The organism is Pantoea sp. CFCC18179 (assembly GCF_059412405.1).
In genome coordinates this window covers 22937-47113 of record NZ_JBNBPM010000009.1, presented here as the reverse complement: position 1 = coordinate 47113, position 24177 = coordinate 22937, and the positions used below count along the sequence as shown (strand labels likewise).

Genomic DNA, 24177 nt, shown 5'->3' with positions numbered 1-24177 from the left:
CATGGCGAACAAATTTACTCAACACAGCGGCATCGTGGCGCCATTGGATGCGGCTAACGTTGATACCGATGCGATTATTCCAAAGCAGTTTTTACAGAAAGTGACGCGTACCGGTTTTGGTGCGCACCTGTTCCACGACTGGCGTTTCGATGACGATGCCGGCACCAAACCAACCGCCAGCTTTGTACTGAACAAACCTGAATTCAAAGGCACCAGCATTTTGCTGGCGCGTGAGAACTTCGGTTGCGGCTCATCGCGTGAGCACGCACCTTGGGCGCTGACTGACTTCGGCTTCCACGTGGTAATCGCGCCAAGCTTCGCCGACATCTTTTACGGCAACAGCTTCAACAACCAGCTGCTGCCGGTAAAACTCAGCGACGCAGAAGTGGATGAGATGTTCAAACTGGTGGCCGCGCAACCGGGCATCAGCTTCACCGTGGATTTGGAAGCGCAAACCGTGACAGCCGGTGACAAAACTTACAGTTTTGAAATCGACAGCTTCCGCCGTCATTGCATGATCAACGGCCTCGATAGCATTGGCCTGACGCTGCAACACGAAACGTCAATTTCCAGCTACGAAAGCAACCAGCCAGCGTTCTTACGCTAAGGCTAAAAGGGCGACTTCATGTCGCCCTTCTCTTTTCTAACTCTCCCGTACATCCCGCACGCGTGACGCCAATCCCAACGCCAGCACCGCTAATCCCAACGCCAGCCAATAGACTGATTCATGACCAAAGCGCTCACTCATGGTGCCCTGAATAATGCCTGCGATGATCATGCCAGTGGAGATTGAAGTGGTGAATAACGTAGTCGCAGCGCCTGCACGTCCCGGCATCAGATCCTGGAACCACAACATGCCAATCCCGGCGATGATGCCAATAAAGGCCGCGTTAAACAGTTGCAGCACCATCAGCGCGGTACGCGACTGGAACATCACCAGGCCGAAATAAAACACAATCGCCGCCACCAGCGCCAGTAGCATCAATTTGCGTTTACCAAAGCGGCGCGCGTAATGGCCCGCCAGCAGCATGATCGGGATTTCTAATCCGGCCGCCGTTCCCATCAGTAATCCCGCCAGCTTTTCCGGCAAGCCGAGCGTGGTGCTGATATACAGCGGCATATCAATGATATACATGGTGTTGCATGCCCACATCGTCACTGACGCGATAAACAGCAAGCGCACCTGGCTATCCCTCCAGGGGCTAAGCTGTGTGAGCACTTGCTCCGGCGAGGCCACTACGCGCGGTACCGACGGTAAAGTTCGCCATATCAGCAACATACTCAGCAGGAAGATTGCCGCCGCCACACAAAACAGCGTGACAAAGCCGTAATTGAGCGCCAGTGCAAAAGAGAGCGGCGGCCCAATCACCCACGCCAGCGACAGTTGCGCACGCATCACCGAACTGAACATCACCACTTCGCGCGAAGACTGATCGGCATATTCGCGTGCGAGCGCAAATACCTGCGGAATCGACACGCTCGCCAGCGCAGACAAGAACACGCCCAACGTCACCAGCGTTAAATAGTGGCGATTAAAGGCAAACAGCAGCGCATTGATGGTCGCCATCAGGCAGCAAAACAGAATCAGGTTGCGGCGATCGCCCTGATTATCAGAACGTTTGGCCATCAACAAGCTAATGACGATGCCGGCGATGGCATTGATGGTAAAGAACAAACCGACCCAAAACGGGCTGACCTGCACTTCACGTGTCAGAAACAGACTCAGCGTTGGTGCTTGCAGCGCACCGGCCACGCCAGTCATAAACGACACGGCCATAAATGAGAGATAAACCGGATTGGGGCGACGCTTGCGCATCAACAGCGATTTCATGCGAAATCCCTTTGCGGATAAAAATGGGGCCGAGAAATGAGGGTAGAAGATTCTACAGCAAAACGAAAAAAGCCAGCAGATAAAGCACTGCTGGCGGTGAAAATGCACCCTACTCAGAAAGAGGTCCCACGCGAGCGGAACCGCTGGCAGAGCGCCATTCATTGCTGAATGCCTCCCGCTCTTCCATTGCCAGCCAGTATGCCTTTAATATGAGGCAGGAAAAACTGAGCGATTCTGAGAAGGAGTTCCCCTTTTATGTCCTCTTCACGTTTGCAACAGCAATTCATCCGCTTATGGCAAAGCTGTCAGGGCCAGGATCAGGAAACCACCTTAAATGATCTGGCCGATCTGCTGCATTGTTCGCGTCGTCACATGCGTAACCTGCTTAATGCGATGCAGCATGAGGGTTGGTTGATTTGGCAGGCGGAAGCCGGACGCGGCAAGCGCTCGACGCTGAGTTTCTGCTACACCGGGCTGGCGCTACAGCAGCAGCGCGCGGAGGATCTGCTCGATCAGGATCGCATCGAACAGTTAGTCCAATTGGTCGGCGATAAGAATCAGGTACGGCAAATGATTGCCGCGCATTTAGGCCGCAGTTTTCGCCAGGGTAAACACATCCTGCGCGTGCTCTATTATCGTCCGCTGCCCAATTTACTGCCCGGTTCGCCGCTGCGCCGCTCAGAAACCCATCTGGCACGGCAAATTTTTAATGGCCTGATGCGTATAAATGAGGAAAAGGGGGAAATCGAACCCGACATCGCGCATCACTGGCAGCAAACCTCGCCGCTGCACTGGCGCTTCTTCCTGCGTCCGGCGATTCGTTTTCACCACGGTCGCGAACTGGAAATGGACGATGTGATTGCCTCGCTGGAACGCATGCGCAGCCAACCGCTGTTTTCACACATTGAAAAACTGCACTCTCCCGCACCGTGGACGCTAGACATTCACCTGAGCCAACCCGATGACTGGTTGCCGTGGCTGCTGGCCAGCGTCAGCGCGATGATCCTGCCTCGTGAATGGCCAACGCTGCGCCAGTTCGCCCGCCAGCCAATTGGCACCGGTCCGTACAGCGTGGTGCGCAATCAGCAAACGCAGCTAAAAATTGCCGCTTTTGATGATTATTTTGGCTATCGCGCGCTGATTGATGATGTGTCGATTTGGGTATTGCCAGAGATCAGCGATGAACTGGTGTATGCCGGAGTCAAACTTCAGGGCGAAACTGCCGATGAGAAATCCGAAGAGAGCCGCCTGGAAGAGGGCTGCTATTTCTTGCTGTACGATCAGCGTTCTGAACATGGCCGCGATGCGCATTTTCGCCGCTGGGTGAGCTATCTGTTTAATCCGATCGCCCTGCTCAATCATGCTGGCGTTGGCTATCAACGTTACTGGTTCCCGGCTTACGGCCTGCTGCCGCGCTGGCATCACCGGCGCGATATTACCGCTGTACAAAAACCAGCAGGATTAACCCAACTGACCATCAGCTGGTACAGCCATCACGTTGAGCATGAAGGCATCGCCAACGCGTTACGCCCGTTGCTGGCGCAGCAAGGTGTCGAGCTGATTACCCGCGAAGTGAGCTACGAAGAGTGGTTCGAAGGCCAGGGAGAAAGCGATATTTGGCTCGGCAGCGTCAATTTTACGCTGCCACTGGAGTACGCACTGTTCGCTCAACTGTTTGAATTACCGCTGATGCATCACTGCATCCCGATTAACTGGCAAGCCGATGCTACGCGCTGGCGACAAAAAATCTTGCCGCTGGCGGAGTGGAGCAAGCAACTTATCGACAGCGATTATTTGCATCCGCTGTTCCATCACTGGCTGCTGCTGGAAGGTCAACGCAGCATGCGCGGCGTGCGCCTCAATACATTGGGATGGTTTGACTTTAAATCCGCCTGGTTCGCGCCGCCGGAGCTGTGATCCTTTCGCGCTGTCATATAAATGTCTAGAATGAGCCGTTCTCAACGGGGTGCCCGGATTTTTGGGCTGAGATAAACCCGTCGAACCTGATCCGGTTAATACCGGCGTAGGGATTTGAGATGTCTTTCTCCTCAGATCCTTTGCGACTCAACCTTATCTTCTCCTCAAGGAGCGCAAAGTGTTAAACAAAGTTCTGCCTGTGTTGCTGCTGGTAGCCGCACCGGCTTTTGCTGCTAAACCGGTTCTCACCGTTTACACCTACGACTCGTTTTCTGCCGATTGGGGCCCTGGCCCGGCGGTGAAAAAAGCCTTTGAAGCGCAATGCGGCTGTGAACTGAAATACGTGGCGCTGGAAGATGGCGTTTCACTGCTTAACCGCGTGCGTATGGAAGGCAAAAACAGCAAAGCCGATGTGGTGCTTGGCCTCGACAACAATCTGGTACAAGCCGCGGAGAAAACCGGCCTGTTTGCCAAAAGCAGCGTCGATACCAGCAACGTGAAACTGCCGGATGGCTGGCATAACGATACCTTCGTGCCGTTCGATTACGGCTACTTCGCCTTCGTCTACGATAAAAACAAACTGAAAAATCCACCGAAAAGCCTGAAAAAGTTGGTCGAAAGCCCAGAAAAATGGCGCGTGATCTACGAAGATCCGCGTACCAGCACGCCTGGCCTCGGCTTGCTGCTGTGGATGCAGAAAGTCTATGGTGACAACGCGCCCGCAGCGTGGCAGAAACTGGCAAACAAAACCGTCACCGTGACTAAAGGCTGGAGCGAAGCCTACGGCCTGTTCCTCAAAGGCGAAGGCGATCTGGTGTTGAGTTACACCACTTCTCCGGCTTATCACATCATCGAAGAGAAAAAAGACAATTACGCGGCCGCGACCTTTAGCGAAGGCCACTATTTGCAAGTGGAAGTTGCCGCCCAACTCGCCAGCAGCAAGCAGCCAAAATTGGCGCAACAATTCATGCAGTTTATGGTGTCACCGGCCTTCCAGCAGACCATTCCCACTGGCAACTGGATGTATCCGGTGATCGCCAGCGATCTGCCTGCTGGCTATCAATCGCTGCCCGTTCCGGCCAACGCGCTGCAATATACGCCTGCTGAAGTCGCCGATCACCGTGCCGCGTGGATCAGCGCCTGGCAACAAGCCGTTAGTCGCTAATGCCGGGTTGGTTAATTCCTGGCAGCGCCGTCGCATTGCTACTGAGCGCGGTGGCGCTGCTGGCGTTTGGTGCTTTAGTGATGGTGGCGCCGGTCACGGACTGGCGCGCCCTGCTCGCTGACAGTTATCTGCATCATGTGTTGGTGTTCTCTTTTGAGCAGGCTTTACTGTCGGCGCTGTTATCAGTGCTGCCCGCGATTTTGCTGGCGCGCGCCTTGTATCGCCGCCGTTTTCCGGGACGCAATCTGTTGCTGCGTTTGTGCGCCATGACGCTGGTGTTGCCGGTGCTGGTAGCGGTATTTGGCTTGTTGAGCGTGTATGGCCGCAGCGGCTGGTTAGCGCAACTGCTTGCTCTGTTAGGATTCGACTACCACTTCTCGCCGTACGGCCTGCAAGGGATTCTGCTGGCACATGTGTTTTTCAACCTGCCGCTGGCAACGCGCATGCTGTTGCAAGCACTGGAAAGCATTCCCGGTGAACAACGCCAGCTAGCCGCACAGCTTGGCTTGCGGGGCTGGAATCTGTTTCGCTGGCTGGAGTGGCCGTGGCTGCGCCGACAGATTCTGCCAACCGCCGCGCTGATATTTATGCTGTGCTTCGCCAGTTTCGCCACGGTGCTGGCTTTAGGCGGCGGTCCGCAGGCCACCACGCTGGAGCTGGCCATCTATCAGGCGCTCAATTTCGATTATGATCCGGGACGCGCTGCGCTGTTGGCGCTATTGCAACTCGGCTGCTGTTTGCTGCTGGTGCTTTTGAGCCAGCGCTTTAGCAAAGCCATTCCCACCGGCAGCCAAAGTATTCGCGGCTGGCGCGATCCGCAAGATTCGTGGACTGCACGCTTCAGCGATATCTTATTGATTGGCCTCGCGTTGCTGCTGCTGTTGCCGCCGTTATTTGCCGTGATTGTTGATGGTTTGCGCGGTGGTGTGGCCGGTGCGCTACAACAAGCGGCGCTGTGGCAAGCCACATTGACCTCGCTGCGTATTGCCATCGGAGCCGGTGTGCTTTGCGTGGTACTGACCATGATGCTGCTGTGGAGCAGCCGCGAGCTGCGTCAACGCCAGCGCACCATTGCAGCGCAAACGATGGAACTCAGCGGCATGTTGATTCTGGCGATGCCGGGGATTGTGCTGGCAAGCGGCTTCTTCCTGCTATTCAACGCCACCGTCGGATTGCCGCAGCGCGCCGATGGTTTAGTGATCTTCACCAACGCGCTGATTGCTATTCCCTACGCGATGAAAGTGCTGGAGAATCCGATGCGCGATGTGAGCGCTCGTTACAGCCAACTTTGCGCTTCTCTGGGGATAAATGGCTTCAACCGCTTAAGATTGATTGAGCTGCGCGCATTGAAACGTCCGATTGCGCAGGCTCTGGCGTTTGCCTGCGTATTGTCGATTGGCGATTTTGGCGTGGTGGCGCTGTTTGGCAGCGCAGATTTCCGAACTCTGCCGTTCTACTTATTCCAGCAAATTGGCGCCTATCGTGGTGCTGACGGTGCCGTCACCGCGCTACTGCTGCTGCTGCTGTGCTTAATGCTGTTCACCTTGATGGAAAAATTACCGGGTCGCCATGCTGACACTGAATAACCTCACTTATCTATATCAGCATCTGCCGATGCGCTTCAGTTTCGCCGCGCAGGCAGGAGAACGCATCGCCATCCTTGGCCCCAGCGGCGCGGGTAAAAGTACGCTGCTCAGTTTGATCGGTGGCTTTTTGCCGATCAACCAAGGCGCGCTAATCATGAACGGCACCGATCACACGCACAGCGTGCCGGCGGTGCGTCCGGTGTCGATGCTGTTTCAGGAAAACAACCTGTTCCCGCATCTTACCGTGCAACAAAATATGGGACTGGGTTTGCATCCGGGTCTGAAATTAACCGGCGAACAGCAGCAACAAATCGCTGAGATTGCTGAGCAAACCGGCTTGCAGGAATTACTGGCGCGCTTGCCGGGCCAGCTTTCAGGCGGCCAGCGTCAGCGCGTGGCATTGGCGCGTTGCCTGCTGCGCAATCAGCCGATCTTGTTGCTGGATGAACCGTTCTCGGCACTTGATCCGGCGTTACGTGGTGAGATGCTGCAACTGGTGCGTTCCGTGTGCGAAAGCCGCAATATCACGTTGTTGATGGTGTCGCACAGCCTGGAAGATGCGCAGCAAATCGCGCCACGCAGTTTGGTGATCGTCGATGGGCGTATTTATTGGGATGGAAGTACCGAGAGTTTGCTGCGCGGTGAAGGTCCAGCCGCCGCCATCCTTGGCGTGCAGGCGCGTTAAGCGAAGAATACCTTCCACAGCAATTGGCGGAAGATCGGCATCATCGGATGGAACTGAATGGCGATAAATGCGCCGACACCGATGATTGCCGCCAGCGGTGCCAGCCAGCGCAGACGTGCGAGCGGCAGATATGTGGTTGCCCAATCCTGGGTTTTGCCGCTGCGCCACCAGCGCCACATCAACCAACCGCCCATCCACACCAGCAGCGCCACCAGCAACAACAGCCATTTAAAACTGCCGCCCTGCGCGGCCTGCGGCACATCGATCGCCACGCCAGCCAGAATGCCCGGCATCAAATAGGCGGGCGGCCAAAGAATACAACCGATAAGGTTTGGTGGCAGAAACTTGCGTACTGGCAACTCCAGCATGCCCGCGGCTAACGGGATCAGCGGGCGCGTCGGTCCAACAAAGCGGCCGACCAGAATGGTGAACATGCTGTGTTCGTGCAGCGCGTGCTCGGTTTTATCCAGCAACCCTTTGTATTTTTGAATGTATTTCCAGCGATGTAACGGCCCCTGAAACTTCCAGCCGATGCCATAGGAAACCCAATCACCGATTAAGCAGCCAGCAAAGCCCGCCGCCCACGCCGGATAAAGCCCAATTTGTCCACTACCGACCAGCGCCCCGAGGCTGGCCATTAAAACCGTGCCTGGCAACAGCAATCCCACGAAGGCCAGCGACTCAAGAAAAGTCACCAGCGCTACGGCGATCAGCGCGTACTCCAGCGATTGCGAAAACAGGTGTTGAATCCAGGCTTCCATAAATATCCTCTGCGGAATATAGAGGCTGGATTGTCCAGAGCCAGCCTCTCACCGTCAAGGCAAGAATTGTAGGAGGATGTTGACATTGTGCTGACAATTTCACCAGCCAAATGCACTGTATAAACATCCATGATATACTTTCACTAATTCATTTCCTGGAGTTCCCGTGACCGATCCGCGCGCAGGTTTTCTGCTTACCCGACACTGGCGAGACACGCCAACTGGCAGCGAAGTGGTGCTGTGGCTGGCGACCGACGACGGCCCGCAGCGTCTGGTGCTGCCGGCGCAGGAATCGGTGGCGTTTATTCCGCAGGAGTTTCGTGAGCAAACCGAAGCACTAATAAAAGATGAACGCCACACGCGGGTTCAAGCGCTAGAGCTCAGGGATTTTCGCCGCCGCCCGGTGTTTGGCCTCTATTGCCGCAGCAATCGCCAACTGCAAAATCTGGAAAAACGCCTGCGCGAAAGCGGTATTCCTGTCTACGAAGCCGATATTCGTCCACCCGAACGTTATTTGATGGAGCGCTTTATCACCGCGCCTGTGTGGTTTAGTGGCGATATGCGCGGCGACAGCGTGGTGAATGCGCGTCTCAAGCCGCATCCTGATTACCGTCCGCAGTTGAAATGGGTTTCACTGGATATTGAAACCACGCAGCACGGCGAGCTGTATTGCATCGGCTTAGAAGGCTGCGGCCAGCGCCAGGTTTACATGCTTGGCCCACCGAATGGTGATGCCAGCACGCTGGATTTCGAGCTGATCTATGTAGATAGCCGTCCACAGTTGCTGGAGCAGCTTAACGCGTGGTTTGCGCGCAACGAACCGGATGTGATCATTGGCTGGAATGTCGTGCAATTCGATCTGCGCGTATTGCAGAAACACGCCGATCGCTACGGCATTCCGCTGCGTTTAGGGCGGCAAAATCAGGCGCTGGAGTGGCGCGAACACGGTTTTAAACCCGGCGTGTTCTTCGCGCAGGCTAACGGCCGTTTGATCATTGATGGCATCGATGCGCTGAAATCCGCGTTCTGGGATTTCCCCTCATTCAGCCTTGAAGCGGTGTCACGCCAATTGCTCGGTGAAGGTAAAGCCATCGACAATCCGTGGGATCGCATGGAAGAGATCAACTGGCGCTTTGCCCACGATAAACCGGCGCTGGCGAAATACAACCTCAAGGATTGCGAGCTGGTAACACGCATTTTCCAGCATACCGCCATCATGCCATTCCTGTTGGAGCGCGCCACGGTCAACGGTTTAGCAGTCGATCGTCATGGCGGATCGGTGGCGGCATTCGGTCATCTTTATATTCCGCGCATGCATCGCGCCGGTTTTGTCGCGCCCAACCTGGGTGAAGTGGCGCCCGAAGCCAGTCCCGGCGGCTACGTGATGGATTCTCGGCCAGGTTTGTACGATTCGGTGCTGGTGCTGGATTACAAAAGCCTGTATCCCTCGATTATTCGCACCTTCCTGATTGATCCGGTTGGCCTGGTCGAAGGTCTGGCGCATCCCGATGATGCCGATTCGGTACCCGGCTTCCGCAACGCGCGTTTCTCGCGTGAAACGCACTGTTTACCGGCCATCGTCGAGCAAATCTGGCAAGGACGCGAAGCTGCCAAACGCGACGGCAACAAACCACTGTCGCAGGCGTTGAAGATCATCATGAATGCCTTTTACGGCGTGTTAGGCACCAGCGCTTGCCGTTTCTTCGATCCGCGTCTGGCTTCATCAATTACCCTGCGCGGCCACGCCATCATGCAGCAGACGCGAGAATTGATTGAAGCCGAAGGCTTTGATGTCATTTATGGCGATACCGATTCGACGTTCGTCTGGCTGAAAGGTGCACGCAGTGAAGAAGATGCGGCGGCGATTGGTCGACGTCTGGCGCATCAGGTGAACGATTGGTGGCAACAGCATTTGCAGCAAACCTATGGTTTAAGCAGTGCGCTGGAGCTGGAGTACGAAACCCACTTTTGCCGTTTCCTGATGCCAACTATCCGCGGTGCTGAGCAAGGCAGCAAAAAGCGTTATGCCGGGATGATTCGCAGCGATAGCAGCGAACGTTTGGTGTTTAAAGGGCTGGAATCGGTAAGAACGGATTGGACGCCGCTGGCGCAGCAGTTCCAGCAAAATCTGTATGGCCGCATCTTCCGTGGCGAGCCGTGGCAAGATTATATCCGCGAAACCGTGGCAAAATTGCTGGCGGGCGAATTAGACGATCAGCTGATTTATAAAAAACGGCTGCGTCGTGCGTTGAAAGATTACGAACGCAATGTGCCGCCGCACGTACGCGCCGCGCGCCTTGCCGATGAGCAAAACCGCAAGTTACAGCGCCCGTTGCAGTATCAAAATGGCGGTTCGATTCGCTATGTGATGGCGACCGGTGGACCGGAACCGCTTGAGGCGCGCATCACCCCGCTCGACTACGATCATTACGTCACCAAACAGCTGCAACCGGTGGCTGATGGCATTTTACCGTTCGTTGGTGATGACTTTGCTACACTGATCACTGGGCAGTTGGGGCTTTTTTGACAGGTGACGAATGCCTTGTCATCCAGTACCATAGCGCCCTTCCTGATTCTCACCGCACACACAATCTGACCAAACTCCCGTTTGGCGGTTGGGTATTGCCTGAGTACAGGTGAACTTCTTTATGGCATGTCAGAGAGTCGAGCTAAAAATATATGGTTTTTACACTGGGTCAGCGCTGGATTAGTGATACGGAAAGTGAACTGGGATTAGGCACGGTTGTGGCGCTCGATGCGCGCATGATCACCATGCTTTTTCCGGCAACCGGCGAAAATCGCCTGTACGCCCGAAATGATTCCCCCGTCACACGTGTGATTTTCAATCCGGGCGACACCATCACCAGCCACGAAGGCTGGCAGATGTGCGTTGATGAAGTCCGCAACGATAACGAATTAATGACTTACATCGGCACACGTCTGGATACCGCAGAAACTGGCGTGACCATGCGTGAAACCATGCTGGACAGCAAGTTGGTGTTCAGCAAGCCGCAGGATCGCCTGTTCGCCGGTCAGCTCGACCGCATGGATCGTTTTGCGCTGCGTTTCCGCGCACGCAAATATCACAGTGAGCAATATCGCCTGCCGATCAGTGGACTGCGCGGCATGCGCACCAACCTGATTCCACACCAATTACATATCGCCCACGATGTTGGTCGTCGCCATGCGCCGCGCGTGTTGCTCGCCGATGAAGTCGGTTTGGGTAAAACCATCGAAGCCGGGATGATCATCCAGCAGCAGCTGCTGGCCGGTCGTGCCGAGCGCGTACTGATCGTGGTGCCGGAAACCCTGCAACATCAATGGCTGGTGGAAATGCTGCGTCGCTTCAACCTGCGCTTTGCGCTATTTGATGACGATCGCTACACCGAAGCGCAGCACGACAGCGATAACGCCTTCGAAACCGAGCAATTGATTATTTGCTCGCTGGATTTCGTGCGTCGTAACAAACAGCGCCTGGAACTGCTGGCCGATGCCGATTGGGATCTGCTGGTGGTCGATGAAGCGCATCACCTCGCATGGAGCGAAGAAGCACCAAGCCGCGAATATCAGGTCATTGAGCAACTGGCAGAAAAAACGCCGGGCGTATTACTGCTGACCGCCACACCAGAACAGCTCGGTTTAGAGAGCCATTTTGCCCGTCTACGCCTGCTTGATCCAAATCGTTTCCACGATTTCAGCGTGTTTGTTGAAGAGCAGCAGAATTTTCGTCCGGTGGCCGATGCGGTGAGTTCTTTGCTGGCCGATCACGCCATCAGCAAAGATGAGATGAACCTGATCAATGATTTGATTGGTGAACAAGATATCGAGCCGCTGCTGCAAGTCGCCAATAGCGATCGTGACGGCAAAGAAGATGCGCGCAAAGAGCTGGTCTCAATGTTGATGGATCGCCACGGCACCAGCCGCGTGTTGTTCCGTAACACCCGCAACGGCGTGAAGGGCTTCCCGAAACGCGAACTGCATCAGATCCGCTTGCCGCTGCCGGCGCAATATCAAACCGCCATCAAAGTCTCTGGCATCATGGGTACACGTAAAAGTGCCGAAGAACGCGCGCGTGACATGCTGTACCCCGAGAAAATTTATCAGGAATTTGAAGGCGACAGCGGCACGTGGTGGAACTTCGATCCGCGCGTTGAATGGTTGATGGGTTATCTCACCAGTAATCGCAAAGAGAAAGTGCTGGTGATTTGCGCGCAAGCCGCCACCGCGTTGCAACTGGAACAAGTGCTGCGTGAACGCGAAGGTATTCGTGCGGCGGTGTTCCACGAAGGTTTATCGATTATTGAACGCGATCGCGCCGCTGCCTTCTTCGCGTCCGAAGAAGATGGTGCGCAGGTGTTGCTGTGTTCGGAAATCGGTTCTGAAGGCCGTAACTTCCAGTTCGCCAGCCGTTTGGTAATGTTCGATCTGCCGTTCAACCCGGATCTGCTGGAACAGCGTATTGGTCGTCTTGATCGTATCGGCCAGATGCATGACATTCAGATTCTGGTGCCGTGGCTGGAAAAAACCGCCCAGGCAGTATTGCTGCGCTGGTATAACGAAGGGCTGGACGCGTTTGAACATACTTGCCCAACTGGCCGCGCGATTTATGACAAAGAGTACAGCCAGCTAATTGAGTACCTCGCCGCACCGGAAAATCCGCAAGGTTTGGATGAGTTCATCGCCGAGAGCCGCAAACAGCATGATGCGCTGAAGTCCCAACTGGAACAGGGCCGTGATCGCTTGTTGGAACTCAACTCCAACGGCGGCGAAGCGGCACAAGCGCTAGCGAATGCCATTGGCGAGCAGGACAACGACACCGATCTGGTGAACTTTGCGCTGAACCTGTTCGATATCGTCGGCATCAATCAGGAAGATCGTAGCGATAGCCTAATCGTACTGACGCCATCCGATCACATGTTAGTACCTGATTTCCCTGGCTTGCCGGAAGATGGCTGCACCGTCACCTTCAACCGTAATCAGGCGCTGTCGCGCGAAGATACCCAGTTCATTACCTGGGAGCATCCGCTGATCCTTAACGGTCTTGACCTGATTCTTTCTGGCGATACCGGCAGCTGTGCGCTGTCGCTGCTGAAGAACAAGGCGCTGCCGGTTGGTACGTTGCTGGTGGAGATGGTTTATGTGGTCGAAGCGCAGGCACCAAAAAGTCTGCAACTCACCCGCTTCCTGCCGCCAACGCCAGTGCGTTTGTTGATGGATCGCGCGGGCAATAATTTGGCGGGCAAAGTTGAGTTTGAAAGCTTTAACCGCCAGCTGAATGCGGTAAATCGTCATACTGGCAGCAAGCTGGTGAATGCAGTGCAGCAAGATGTGCACGAGATTCTGACGCAAGCGGAAAAAGTGATTGTGCCGGAAGCACAGGCGATTATCGCAGCGGCGAAAGTGGAAGCCGAAGAGAAACTTGGCGCTGAGCTGTCGCGTCTCGAAGCGCTGAGAGCGGTCAACCCCAATATCCGTGATGATGAAGTTGAAGCGCTGGAAAGCAATCGCGAACAGGTACTGGAGAGCCTCGGTGATGCCGGTTGGCGCCTGGATGCGCTGCGCCTGATCGTTGTGACGCACCAATAATGTTCAGGACCACGACAACATGCTGATGGAACCGTACAACCCGCCGCTCGAACCCTGGCTGCATATTTTGTATCAGGACGAGCATATTATGGTGGTGAATAAACCAAGCGGGCTGCTGTCGGTGCCGGGCCGCCTGGAGGAGCACAAAGATAGCGTGATGACGCGCATTCAGCGTGACTTCCCGCAGGGGGAATCGGTGCATCGGCTGGATATGGCCACCAGCGGCGTGATTGTTGTGGCGTTGAACAAGGTGGCAGAACGTGAGTTGAAGCGGCAGTTTCGTGAGCGCGAGCCGTCGAAATACTATGTGGCGCGCGTTTTTGGCCATCCAGCGGCAGAGAAAGGCTTGATCGATTTGCCGCTGATTTGCGATTGGCCGAACCGGCCGAAGCAGATGGTGTGTTTCGAGAACGGCAAAGCGGCGCAAACGGAGTATCAGGTTTTGGAGTACGAAGCCAGCAACAGCGCACGCGTGCAGCTGAAGCCGATTACCGGTCGTTCGCATCAGTTGCGCGTGCATTTGCTGGCGCTGGGCCACCCAATTCTCGGCGACCGCTTTTATGCACATGAAGAGGCATTGGCCATGGCACCGCGTTTGCAACTGCATGCCGAGTCGCTAACGATTACCCATCCGGTGTTCGGCAACAGCATGACGTTTCGCCAGCCGGCAGATTTTTAGTCATAAAAAAAGGTCGTCATAAATGACGACCCTACAAATTCAATCGGCGCTCTATTTAAATCCCTTCTCCTTACGAATCAAATCGTAAGCTGCCTGAATTTCCTGTGCTTTCTGTTTCGCCATCTCCATCATTTCCGGCGGCAAGCCTTTTGCTACCAACTTATCAGGATGATGTTCGCTCATTAACTTACGGTAGGCGCGCTTGATGGTGGTGCCATCATCGCTGCTCTTCACGCCGAGTACGCTGCACGCATCCTCCAGCGTTGGGCCGCGTTTGGCCTGCTGATACGCGCCGCCGCCATACGATGAACCGCCGCCGCCAAATTGCTGGCCGCCTTCCATCATGCGCAGGAACTGGTCGAACTGCGCGCGGGAAATACCCAGTTCTTCAGCAATCACATACAGCACCTGACGTTCATTGGGATGCAGGGAACCATCAGCAAACGCCGCCTGAATCTGAATTTCCAGAAACATCCGAATCAAATCGAAACGACCAAAGCAGGCGCTGCGCAGCTCACGCAGTTTATTGCGCAGCGGATAGTCGCTCTGCTTGCCTTCACGAAACGCGCGTTGTGCCGCGGTACGCGCATCACCGTGCAACTGCATGCGATCCATAAATAAGGAAGCAATCTGAATATCTGCTTCAGTAACGCGCCCTTTTGACTTGGTTAAATGGCCCATCACCTGGAAAGTGGTGCTGAAGAACAGCGTTTGACGCGCCTGGTTATTGGCAAAATAACCCTGTCCTTTCACGCTACGTACTTTGTCAAACATGTGACCAATGATCAGACCCAGTACAATGCCCCAAAAGCCTGCCCCGGAAAATATGCCGAGCATCAGACCAATAACTTTTCCCCAGTAGCGCATAAACTCCTCAATTCGCCATGCTTGCGGCTGAAAATTGCATTATCATACCTGTCATTTATCTCAGCGCCTAACGGCAACGCGGACAGACAAGGATTAACACTGGCGCAACGCCGGGCAGTAAGTTAGTCTCTGACCGGATTGTCGGCATGATGCCAGTTTTCATGGAATTATCGAAACCGCGTATGAAGAAACATATACCTACCTTGCTGGCTACCATGATTGGTGCAGCGCTTTATAGCCAGTCATCGCTTGCCGACGATCTGATGTCGCAGTGCATGTTGGGCGTGCCAAGCTACAACCGCCCGCTGGTTAATGGCGATACCAATTCGCTGCCTGTCACCATCAATTCTGATTCCGCCAAAGGCAATTATCCGGATGATGCGGTGTTCACGGGCAATGTCGATGTGCAGCAAGGCAACAGCCGCCTGCGCGCCGACGAAATGCAGCTGCATCAGCGTCCACAGGATGGTCAAACTACACCGGTTCGTACCGTCGATGCGCTGGGTAATGTGCACTATGACGACAATCAGGTCATCCTCAAAGGTCCGAAAGCGTGGTCAAATCTGAACACCAAAGACACTAACGTGTGGAATGGTGATTATCAGATGGTAGGCCGCCAGGGGCGTGGCGTCGCCGATCAGATGAAACTGCGCGGCAACAATCGCTATACCATTATGGAAAACGGCAGCTTTACCTCCTGCTTGCCGGGTTCTAACAGCTGGAGCGTAGTAGGTTCCGAAGTGATTCAGGATCGCCAGGAAGAAGTGGCGGAAATCTGGAACGCGCGCTTCAAGCTCGGCAATGTGCCGGTGTTTTACAGCCCGTATTTGCAGCTGCCACTCGGCGATCGTCGCCGCTCCGGCTTCCTGATCCCCAACGCGAAGTACGGTAGCAATAACGGCTTCGAGTTCATGCTGCCGTATTACTGGAACATCGCGCCGCAAGCAGATGCCACTATCACGCCACACTATATGGAAAAACGTGGTCTGCAATTGCAGAACGAATTCCGTTATCTGACGGTGTTTGGCGCGGGCTTGATGGAATTGGATTATCTGCAATCAGATAAACAGTACGACAACGATAAAGCGGTGCGCGGTATCGCGCAAAACGATAGCTCCGATCGTTGGTTGTTCTACTGGCAGCACGCCGGTGTTTATGAGCAGCATTGGCGCTTCAACGCGAATTACACCAAAGTCAGCGACCCGTATTACTTCAACGATCTCGATTCGAAGTACTACAACTCGACTGATGGCTACGCGACACAGAAATTCAGCTTTGGTTACGCGGATACCAATTGGGATGCGACGTTGTCGTCCAAAGACTTCCAGGTCTTCGGCAATACCAGCAATTCCAATGTTTATCGCGCACAACCGCAGCTCGATTTGAATTTCTATCAAAATGACATCGGCCCGTTTGATGGACGTGTCTATGCGCAGGCAGTGAAATTCACCAACGTGAACAGCCGCATGCCAGAAGCGACACGTTTACACATTGAGCCAACGCTGGATCTGCCGTTGTCGAACGGTTGGGCAAGTCTTGATACTGAAGCCAAATTCCTTGCGACTCATTACCAGCAAGAAAATGTCGACCACTACAACAATGGCGAAATCGCTAACGTTGGCGGTGCAAGTGGCCGTTTGGATGATTCAGTCAATCGCACGTTGCCTCAGTTTAAAGTGGATGGTCGTTTAGTGTTTGACCGCGATATGGATTGGCAACCGGGTTATACGCAGACGCTGGAACCACGCGTGCAGTACCTTTATATCCCGTATCGCGATCAGAGCAATATCTATCCTTACGACTCAACGCTGTTGCAAACCGACTATACCGGTTTGTTCCGTGATCGTACTTATAGCGGCCTGGATCGCATCGCTTCGTCTAACGAAGTTTCAACCGGTGTGACCACGCGTATTTATGATAACGATCTGGTTGAACGTTTTAACGTTTCTGTGGGTCAAATCTACTCGTTTACCCCGTCTCGTACCGGCGTAAACCTGACGAACAAAGAAGATGACACCGGCAGCCTGGTATGGGCCGGCGACACTTACTGGAAAATCAGCGACCGCTGGGGCGCTCGTGGCGGCCTGCAATACGACACCCGCCTTGATAACGTCGCGCAAGGCAATGCGATAGTTGAGTATCGTCAGGATGCCGATCGTATGGTGCAGTTGAGCTATCGCTACAGCAGCCCGGAATATGTCGCGCAGGCGTTGAACAACTCAAATCTGGTGACTGACCCGATCTATAAAAACGGGATTTCACAGGTTGGCGCCACCGGCAGTTGGCCAATTGCCGATGCATGGTCACTGGTGGGCGGGTATTACTACGATACCCGCAACAGCAGACCAGCAGAACAATTGGTTGGCCTGCAATATAGCTCGTGCTGCTATGCCATTCGTCTGGGTTACGAACGCAAGATCAACGGTTGGGAAAACAACGACAGTAAGTATGACAACCAAATCTCATTCAACATTGAGCTACGTGGTCTGAGTTCCAATTATGGCTTAGGCACCAATGAAATGCTGCGTCAGGGCATCATCCCTTACCAGCGCGCTTTCTGATGTTGTGATGTTTGACAGGCTATCCCGCAGTGCGGAAACAACAATGGATAAAGTATGAAGAACTGGAGAATGCTGATTCTTGGTGTAGCGATTACCGCTAACACTGCGTTCGCAGCCCCACAAGTGGTTGATAAAGTTGCCGCCGTCGTGAATAACGGCGTGGTACTGGAAAGTGACGTTGATGACATGATGCGCACCGTGAAATCACAGGCGCAGCAAGCTAAGCAGCAACTTCCAGATGATAAAACATTGCGTCATCAGATCCTTGAGCGTCAGGTCATGGATAACATCATTTTGCAGATGGCGGAAAAAGCGGGCGTTCAGGTTAACGATCAGCAGTTGGATCAGGCGATTCAAAACATCGCGGCCCAGAACCGCATGAGCCTCGATCAGCTGCGCAGCCGTTTGGCGTATGACGGTATGAACTACAACGTTTACCGCGCGCAGATTCGTCGTGAAATGCTGATTTCTGAAGTGCGTAACAACGAAGTACGCCGCCGTATCACTATCCTGCCGCAGGAAGTTGATACGCTGGCCGCGCAAGTGGGTGCACAAAATAGCCAGGGAACTGAGCTGAACATCAGCCAGATCTTGCTGCCATTGTCAGAAAACCCAACGCAGCAACAGGTTGACGACCAGGAAGCACTGGCTCGCCAGTTAGTGGGACAACTGAAAGGCGGTGCCGATTTCGGCAAGCTGGCCGTAACCTACTCTGCCGATCCGCAAGCGCTGAAAGGCGGCAACATGGGCTGGGGCAAAATTGAAGAACTGCCAACCCTGTTCTCGCAGGCGCTGAGCACCGCCAAGAAAGGTGATATCGTCGGTCCAATCCGTTCAGGCGTGGGCTTCCACATCCTGAAAGTGAACGATCTGCGCGGTGAGAGCAAAAACATCTCCGTGACCGAAGTGCATGCGCGCCACATTCTGTTGAAACCATCACCGATCCTGACTGATGCGCAAGCGCAAGCCAAGATCGAACAGATCGCCGCCGATATTCAGTCTGGCAAAACCACCTTTGCCGCTGCGGCCAAGCAGTTCTCGGACGATCCGGGTTCAGCCAATCAGGGCGGCGATCTGGGTTGGGCATCACCAGAAATTTACGATCCGGCGTTCCGCGATGCGTTGCTGAAATTGCAGAAAGGCCAGGTGAGCCAACCGGTACACTCCTCGTTTGGCTGGCACTTGATTCAGTTGCTGGATACGCGCCAGGTTGATAAGACCGACGCAGCGCAGAAAGAGCGTGCGTATCGTCTGCTGTTCAACCGTAAATTTGCGGAAGAAGCACAAACCTGGATGCAGGAACAACGCGCCAGCGCTTACGTGAAAATTCTGGATGACAATGGTCAGTAATTATCGAGTGGTGATCACTCCCGGCGAACCCGCCGGGATTGGTCCCGATCTCACCCTTCAACTGGCGCAGCAAAACTGGCCGGTTGAATTGGTGGTCTGCGGCGACGGCGAGCTTTTGCGCCGTCGCGCTGCTTTATTGGGTTTGCCGCTGACGCTGCGCGACTATCAGCCCGGCGTTGCAGCCCAACCGCAGCAGGCAGGCAGCTTAACGCTGCTGCAAGTTGATACTGCCCAACAGGTCACTCCGGGTGAACTCAATGTAGCAAACAGCCATTATGTGCTGGAAACGTTGGCTCGCGCCTGTGACGGTAGCCTGAACGGCGAGTTCGCCGCGCTGATTACCGGGCCGGTGCACAAAGGCGTAATCAACGATGCAGGCATTCCGTTTACCGGCCATACTGAATTCTTTGCCGATCGTGCCGGTGGCGATTTAGTGGTGATGATGCTGGCAACGGAAGAGTTGCGCGTGGCATTAGCCACCACCCATCTGCCATTGAAAGATGTTTCTGCTGCGATTACCCGTGACACGCTGCACGAAGTGATCACTATTCTGCATCGCGATCTGCAGCAGAAGTTTGGTTTGCCAAACCCGCACATCTTCGTCTGCGGCCTGAATCCGCACGCGGGCGAAAGCGGCCATATGGGCCGTGAAGAGATCGATACCATCATTCCGGCGCTCAATGAATTGCGCCAGCAAGGTATGCAGTTAACCGGACCTTTACCGGCCGATACGTTGTTCCAGCCGAAATATCTGCAACATGCTGATGCGGTTTTGGCGATGTATCATGACCAGGGTTTACCGGTGCTAAAATTCCAGGGGTTTGGTCGCGCAGTGAATATCACGCTTGGCCTGCCCTTTATCCGGACTTCTGTCGACCACGGCACCGCGCTTGAATTAGCCGGTCTGGGCCAGGCAGATCCGGGCAGCTTTATCACGGCGCTTAATCTCGCCATCACTATGATCAAGAGCAGTAATGAATAATCGCGTCCATCAGGGGCACTATGCCCGTAAACGTTTCGGGCAGAACTTCCTGAACGATCAGTACATTATCGACAGCATTGTCTCCGCCATTCACCCGCAAAAAGGTGAAGCCATCGTGGAAATCGGCCCCGGCCTTGGTGCATTAACCGAGCCGGTAGGCGAACGTCTGGATGAGCTGACTGTTGTCGAGCTGGACCGCGACCTTGCCGCGCGCCTGCAAACGCATCCGTTCCTCGGACCTAAGCTGACCATTTTCCAGCAGGATGCGATGACCTTTGATTTCGCCGCATTAGCGCAAGAGAAAGGCCTGCCGTTGCGCGTGTTCGGCAACCTGCCGTACAACATCTCCACCCCGCTGATGTTCCACCTTTTCAGCTATACTGGTTCGATTAAAGACATGCACTTCATGCTGCAAAAAGAAGTGGTCAATCGTTTAGTCGCCGGGCCGGGCAGCAAAGCTTATGGTCGTTTGAGCGTGATGGCGCAGTATTACTGCCAGGTGATTCCCGTACTGGAAGTGCCGCCAGAGTCCTTCACTCCAGCGCCAAAAGTGGAATCTGCGGTGGTGCGTTTAGTGCCGTATATGCAGCCACAGCATCCGGTCAGCGATATTCGCCTGCTGAGCCGCATTACCACTGAAGCCTTTGGTAAACGCCGTAAAACGCTGCGCAACAGCCTTGCTCACATGTTTGCGGCTGGTGCGTTGGATCAATTAGACATCGATGCCTCGCTGCGTGCAGAGAACGTCTCTGTGGCGCAATATTGCCAACTGGCAAACTGGTTGAGCAATCATCAGGCGGAAACTCCGGAGAACTGAGTGCATGAGTGATTTGGCCCGCGTCTGTATCCACGTGCACAGCCAGTATGTGGAGTCGCAATCCTTGCCTGATGAGGATCGCTACGTGTTTGCCTACACCATCACCATTCGCAACCTGGGGCGCAACAATGTGCAGTTGCGCAGCCGCTATTGGCTAATCACCAACGGCAACGGTCGTGAGACTGAAGTGCAAGGTGAAGGTGTGGTCGGCGAACAGCCGCACATCGCCGCCGGCGGCGAGTATCAGTACACCAGCGGCGCGATTCTTGAAACGCCGATGGGCACCATGCAAGGCCACTATGTGATGATCGATGACGAGGGCGAAGAGTTCCACGTTGAGATCCCAGTGTTTCGCCTAGCGGTGCAAACCCACATACATTAATCCTCCCCCGCCCGGTTCGTCCGGGCGGCGTGTTTTGATCGGACTGACAATGAGTACATACCTGATTGGCGATATTCATGGCTGTTATGACGAGCTTCGTGCGCTGTTGGCGCAGGTTGATTTCGATCCGCAGCACGACACATTGTGGCTCACCGGTGATTTGGTGGCGCGCGGCCCCGGCTCGCTCGATGTGCTGCGCTATGTGAAATCGCTGGGTGATTGCGTGCGCTTGGTGCTGGGCAATCACGATCTGCATTTGCTGGCGGTCTACGCGGGTATCAGCCGTAATAAGCCAAAAGATCGCCTCACCTCGCTGCTGGAAGCCGATGACGCCGATGAGCTGATTAACTGGTTACGCCGTCAGCCGTTGCTGCAAGTGGATGAAGAGAAAAAGCTGTTAATGGCGCACGCGGGCATCACGCCTCAATGGGATCTGGAGACCGCGCAGATGTGCGCGCGTGAAGTGGAATCCGTACTCTCCAGCGACAGTTATCCGCTGTTTCTCGATGCCATGTATGGCGACATGCCAAACAACTGGACGCCAGAACTGAGCGGTTTAGCACGTCTGCGTTTTAGCACCAATGCACTGACGCGCATGCGCTTCTGCTTCCCCAATGGCCAATTGGATATGATCTGCAAAGACACACCAAATTCAGCGCCACCGCCGCTTAAGCCATGGTTTATGGTGCCGGGAAAAATCAGCAGCGACTACACGCAGATTTTTGGTCATTGGGCCTCGCTGGAAGGCAAAGGCACACCAGAACACGTGATTGGATTGGATACCGGCTGCTGCTGGGGTGGGACGCTCACGCTGCTGCATTGGGAAACCAAACAGTATTACGTGCAAGCATCCAACCGTGAACAGGCGATGGCGGAAAGTGCGGCGAGTGCACATCCGCCGTTGAGTGATACGCCTTAAATAAAAAAGCCCACTATTTTAGCGGGCTTTTTGTTGGTCGCCATAAAGACTAGCGACGATCCAGAATCTCGAAGCAGTAGCTATGCGAATTCTGCTCATCAGCATCATGGAATTCGCTGAAAGTAGATTGCCATTCATCAGGCTCGTAATCCGGGAACTGCGTATCCCCTTCTACTTCCGCGTCGATGTGCGTCAGATACAGACGATCGGCGCGCGCCAGCATCTGCTCGTATACGCGTCCACCGCCAATCACCATCATCTCTTCAACATCACCAGCGGCTTTGATCGCCTCTTCCAGTGAAGTTACCCAAGTGACACCTTCGTGGTTGCCTGGCTTGCTGCTCACCACAATATTCAGACGACCCGGAAGTGGGCGGCCAATCGATTCAAAGGTCAAACGACCCATAATCACCGGCTTATTCAAGGTATTACGTTTGAACCATGCCAAATCTGCCGGCAGGTTCCATGGCATGGCGTTTTCCATACCAATAATGCGATCCGCTGCCAGTGCCGCGATCAGACTAATCATGTTAAAAGACCTACTGGAAAAAATTGGCGCCATCATACGTAAAGGCGAAACTTTCGTCGATAGGAGGCACCCGCTATTTGCGTAAAGCTCCAATGCCACCGCACTTTGGTTATTGGACAGAGTTTTACACCGGGTTTCAGGACTTAAGCGGGGAGAGGAGCCAGAAACGCCCGTTAAGACGGCACAACTCAGTATGAAAAGGCGGAATGACGGTACAGCAGTGTAAAGAAAAGCGCACTCTGTGCCACAAAGAAAAACGGCTCCCGCAGGAGCCGTAGAGACAAGTTAGAAATCGTAGCGCAGACGCACCAGATTCACATTGCCCAGTGATTTATCGGTGCTTGAGGTAATCACGTATTCGTAATCAACACGGAAGCCGTAGTCGAGCTGCGCGCTGATACCGACGCCGTTATCGATACGTTGGTAGTTACGGCCATTCAGGTATTCCAGACGGTCGCCCATGAAGTAAGGCTGGATAGATTTAACCGCGTACTGACCAATTGGGAATTTGTAGCCAGCAAAGTATTCTACGCCCCACGCATCATCAGCGAAGTAGTTGCTAGCCACTGATTTCTTGGTGGTCAGGAAGTTCTGGTAGTAACCGCCACCCGCTGACAACGTCCAGTTGCCTGGCGTATAGCTCAGCGCGGTACCGTAGATGTTCTGGTTGTAATCTTTGCTGTCGTCGGTCGCGGTGTTACGCATCGTTGCGTGCGTATAGTTCCACGCGGTGCCCCACGTCAGGTTTTTGCTGATGTGATAATCCACACCCAACGAACCGCCGCCTTTACGCTTGTAGCGCAGGTTGTTGCCTTTCTGCAGCAGGTCGTCGTCAGAGAACAGATACGATGCATAGACATCAACATCGCCGAAGGTGTTTTTGTATTTCAGCATCTTACGTGAACGGTATGAACCGTCGTAATCGCCGTTGATCCCGTTACCTGGCGCCTGCGCCAGCATGTCGTAATCCCAGATATCGGTCTTCGCACCCACTACATCGTAGTAAATGCTGTTCTGCTGACCGAAGGTTAACTGACCCCAGGTTTTGCTTTTCAGACCGGTATACAGCTGGCGACGCGTGGTGTTGTTAGCGCCATCGGCATAGTGTTCATCCCATCCCCACCAGGCCGGGAAGTTAACACCCAACTCGTAGTAGCTGACCCAGCTGATGTCATCAAACAGGTAGTAATCAGCAGAGAAACGGAAACGTGAACCGCCATCGTAGCCATTACGCTTATACGATTTATCGTTCACGCCATTTTGATGCAGGAACTGTGGACGAATACTTCCGCCCACTTTGAAGTCGAGACGGCTGAGCGGATCGCCCGCCTGCGGGTCCTGCTTGAGCAGAGTAATTTCCGCCTGGCTAGCGAGTGGCGCTGCGGCAAGTAACGCAGCAACAGCCGTGAGAGTGAAAGCACGCATTTTCATTTTATATTCCCGATTAAGGTGAGCGCCCTATTAATGAGCGTGCGAAATACTACGGTGCGCTTAGCGGGATCGTATTTATAAATTTGTGCGGATAATCGGGAGTGTTTCGAGTTCAGCATCAACTGATAA

At 54.3% G+C, this 24177-nt stretch carries 19 protein-coding genes and 1 riboswitch; of the genes, 14 read left to right on the top strand and 5 right to left on the bottom strand.

Going from position 1 to position 24177, the window contains the following annotated elements; genetic code table 11:
• Window position 1 precedes the first annotated feature (1 nt).
• Entirely contained in the window at window positions 2-607 is a 606-nt protein-coding gene (gene leuD / locus ACPUC7_RS16960) for a 3-isopropylmalate dehydratase small subunit (RefSeq protein ID WP_494923793.1), read from the top strand.
• A gap of 36 nt (window positions 608-643) precedes the next feature.
• Here leuD and ACPUC7_RS16955 read toward each other — a convergent pair whose 3' ends face one another.
• Window positions 644-1831 (bottom strand): MFS transporter, encoded by a 1188-nt coding sequence (locus tag ACPUC7_RS16955; RefSeq protein ID WP_494923792.1) that lies wholly within the window; start codon window positions 1829-1831, stop codon window positions 644-646.
• A 255-nt stretch (window positions 1832-2086) separates the two neighbouring features.
• Here ACPUC7_RS16955 and sgrR point away from each other — a divergent pair, with 255 nt between their 5' ends.
• The 4 genes from sgrR to thiQ all read left to right on the top strand — a co-directional run bounded on the left by sgrR (window position 2087) and on the right by thiQ (window position 7184).
• Complete coding sequence (sgrR, locus tag ACPUC7_RS16950) at window positions 2087-3748, top strand: HTH-type transcriptional regulator SgrR (protein WP_494923791.1); 1662 nt, start codon at window positions 2087-2089, stop codon at window positions 3746-3748.
• Between the two features lie 35 nt (window positions 3749-3783).
• Window positions 3784-3879: riboswitch (TPP riboswitch) on the top strand.
• Window positions 3880-3926: 47 nt separating this feature from the next.
• The gene (gene thiB, locus ACPUC7_RS16945) at window positions 3927-4913 is read left to right on the top strand and encodes a thiamine ABC transporter substrate binding subunit (protein ID WP_494923790.1); all 987 of its coding nucleotides are present in this window, start codon (window positions 3927-3929) and stop codon (window positions 4911-4913) included.
• On the top strand, window positions 4913-6499 hold the full coding sequence (thiP, locus tag ACPUC7_RS16940; RefSeq protein ID WP_494923789.1) for a thiamine/thiamine pyrophosphate ABC transporter permease ThiP: 1587 nt from the start codon (window positions 4913-4915) through the stop codon (window positions 6497-6499). Before thiB ends, thiP begins: the two co-directional genes overlap by 1 nt.
• Entirely contained in the window at window positions 6483-7184 is a 702-nt protein-coding gene (gene thiQ, locus ACPUC7_RS16935) for a thiamine ABC transporter ATP-binding protein ThiQ (RefSeq protein WP_494923788.1), read from the top strand. Before thiP ends, thiQ begins: the two co-directional genes overlap by 17 nt.
• Here thiQ and ACPUC7_RS16930 read toward each other — a convergent pair.
• Window positions 7181-7945, bottom strand: coding sequence for a DedA family protein (locus ACPUC7_RS16930; protein WP_494923787.1), 765 nt, complete (start codon window positions 7943-7945; stop codon window positions 7181-7183). The genes thiQ and ACPUC7_RS16930 overlap by 4 nt on opposite strands.
• A 166-nt stretch (window positions 7946-8111) precedes the next feature.
• Here ACPUC7_RS16930 and polB point away from each other — a divergent pair, with 166 nt between their 5' ends.
• From polB to rluA, 3 genes are all read left to right on the top strand, one after another.
• The gene (gene polB, locus ACPUC7_RS16925; protein WP_494923786.1) at window positions 8112-10472 is read left to right on the top strand and encodes a DNA polymerase II; all 2361 of its coding nucleotides are present in this window, start codon (window positions 8112-8114) and stop codon (window positions 10470-10472) included.
• Window positions 10473-10624: 152 nt separating this feature from the next.
• Window positions 10625-13531, top strand: coding sequence for an RNA polymerase-associated protein RapA (rapA, locus tag ACPUC7_RS16920; RefSeq protein WP_494923785.1), 2907 nt, complete (start codon window positions 10625-10627; stop codon window positions 13529-13531).
• Between the two features lie 19 nt (window positions 13532-13550).
• Window positions 13551-14210, top strand: coding sequence for a bifunctional tRNA pseudouridine(32) synthase/23S rRNA pseudouridine(746) synthase RluA (gene rluA / locus ACPUC7_RS16915; protein WP_494923784.1), 660 nt, complete (start codon window positions 13551-13553; stop codon window positions 14208-14210).
• A 51-nt stretch (window positions 14211-14261) separates the two neighbouring features.
• On the opposite strand, the gene djlA is transcribed toward rluA, so the two are convergent.
• Window positions 14262-15077 carry a co-chaperone DjlA gene (djlA, locus tag ACPUC7_RS16910; protein ID WP_343554520.1) on the bottom strand — a complete coding sequence of 272 codons (816 nt, stop codon included), beginning with the start codon at window positions 15075-15077 and terminating at the stop codon, window positions 14262-14264.
• A 146-nt stretch (window positions 15078-15223) separates the two neighbouring features.
• Here djlA and lptD point away from each other — a divergent pair, with 146 nt between their 5' ends.
• The 6 genes from lptD to apaH are packed head-to-tail and all read left to right on the top strand — an operon-like array spanning window position 15224 to window position 22088.
• A complete protein-coding gene (gene lptD, locus ACPUC7_RS16905) occupies window positions 15224-17638 on the top strand; it encodes an LPS assembly protein LptD (protein WP_494923783.1) in 2415 nt (804 codons plus the stop codon).
• 54 nt (window positions 17639-17692) lie between these two features.
• Window positions 17693-18988 (top strand): peptidylprolyl isomerase SurA, encoded by a 1296-nt coding sequence (surA, locus tag ACPUC7_RS16900; protein WP_494923782.1) that lies wholly within the window; start codon window positions 17693-17695, stop codon window positions 18986-18988.
• Window positions 18978-19970, top strand: coding sequence for a 4-hydroxythreonine-4-phosphate dehydrogenase PdxA (pdxA, locus tag ACPUC7_RS16895; protein WP_494923781.1), 993 nt, complete (start codon window positions 18978-18980; stop codon window positions 19968-19970). The genes surA and pdxA overlap by 11 nt, the downstream gene beginning before the upstream one ends.
• A complete protein-coding gene (gene rsmA / locus ACPUC7_RS16890) occupies window positions 19963-20787 on the top strand; it encodes a 16S rRNA (adenine(1518)-N(6)/adenine(1519)-N(6))-dimethyltransferase RsmA (protein WP_494923780.1) in 825 nt (274 codons plus the stop codon). Before pdxA ends, rsmA begins: the two co-directional genes overlap by 8 nt.
• A gap of 4 nt (window positions 20788-20791) precedes the next feature.
• On the top strand, window positions 20792-21169 hold the full coding sequence (apaG, locus tag ACPUC7_RS16885; RefSeq protein WP_343554704.1) for a Co2+/Mg2+ efflux facilitator ApaG/CorD: 378 nt from the start codon (window positions 20792-20794) through the stop codon (window positions 21167-21169).
• A 49-nt stretch (window positions 21170-21218) separates the two neighbouring features.
• On the top strand, window positions 21219-22088 hold the full coding sequence (apaH, locus tag ACPUC7_RS16880) for a bis(5'-nucleosyl)-tetraphosphatase (symmetrical) ApaH (RefSeq protein ID WP_494923779.1): 870 nt from the start codon (window positions 21219-21221) through the stop codon (window positions 22086-22088).
• A gap of 49 nt (window positions 22089-22137) precedes the next feature.
• On the opposite strand, the gene folA is transcribed toward apaH, so the two are convergent.
• Both folA and ACPUC7_RS16870 read right to left on the bottom strand, forming a co-directional pair.
• Window positions 22138-22617, bottom strand: a complete 480-nt coding sequence (folA, locus tag ACPUC7_RS16875; protein ID WP_494923778.1) for a type 3 dihydrofolate reductase — start codon at window positions 22615-22617, stop codon at window positions 22138-22140.
• Between the two features lie 285 nt (window positions 22618-22902).
• Complete coding sequence (locus ACPUC7_RS16870) at window positions 22903-24048, bottom strand: porin (protein WP_343554707.1); 1146 nt, start codon at window positions 24046-24048, stop codon at window positions 22903-22905.
• Between the last annotated feature and the right edge of the window lie 129 nt (window positions 24049-24177).

Coding starts and splice junctions, on each gene's coding strand:
- ACPUC7_RS16870 (WP_343554707.1), bottom strand. CDS start 24,048: ATGAAAATGCGTGCTTTCACTCTCACGGCTGTTGCTGCGTTACTTGCC.
- sgrR (WP_494923791.1), top strand. CDS start 2,087: ATGTCCTCTTCACGTTTGCAACAGCAATTCATCCGCTTATGGCAAAGC.
- rsmA (WP_494923780.1), top strand. CDS start 19,963: ATGAATAATCGCGTCCATCAGGGGCACTATGCCCGTAAACGTTTCGGG.
- ACPUC7_RS16930 (WP_494923787.1), bottom strand. CDS start 7,945: ATGGAAGCCTGGATTCAACACCTGTTTTCGCAATCGCTGGAGTACGCG.
- thiP (WP_494923789.1), top strand. CDS start 4,913: ATGCCGGGTTGGTTAATTCCTGGCAGCGCCGTCGCATTGCTACTGAGC.
- thiQ (WP_494923788.1), top strand. CDS start 6,483: ATGCTGACACTGAATAACCTCACTTATCTATATCAGCATCTGCCGATG.
- ACPUC7_RS16955 (WP_494923792.1), bottom strand. CDS start 1,831: ATGAAATCGCTGTTGATGCGCAAGCGTCGCCCCAATCCGGTTTATCTC.
- leuD (WP_494923793.1), top strand. CDS start 2: ATGGCGAACAAATTTACTCAACACAGCGGCATCGTGGCGCCATTGGAT.
- apaG (WP_343554704.1), top strand. CDS start 20,792: ATGAGTGATTTGGCCCGCGTCTGTATCCACGTGCACAGCCAGTATGTG.
- djlA (WP_343554520.1), bottom strand. CDS start 15,077: ATGCGCTACTGGGGAAAAGTTATTGGTCTGATGCTCGGCATATTTTCC.
- lptD (WP_494923783.1), top strand. CDS start 15,224: ATGATGCCAGTTTTCATGGAATTATCGAAACCGCGTATGAAGAAACAT.
- folA (WP_494923778.1), bottom strand. CDS start 22,617: ATGATTAGTCTGATCGCGGCACTGGCAGCGGATCGCATTATTGGTATG.
- rluA (WP_494923784.1), top strand. CDS start 13,551: ATGCTGATGGAACCGTACAACCCGCCGCTCGAACCCTGGCTGCATATT.
- surA (WP_494923782.1), top strand. CDS start 17,693: ATGAAGAACTGGAGAATGCTGATTCTTGGTGTAGCGATTACCGCTAAC.
- rapA (WP_494923785.1), top strand. CDS start 10,625: ATGGTTTTTACACTGGGTCAGCGCTGGATTAGTGATACGGAAAGTGAA.
- pdxA (WP_494923781.1), top strand. CDS start 18,978: ATGGTCAGTAATTATCGAGTGGTGATCACTCCCGGCGAACCCGCCGGG.
- apaH (WP_494923779.1), top strand. CDS start 21,219: ATGAGTACATACCTGATTGGCGATATTCATGGCTGTTATGACGAGCTT.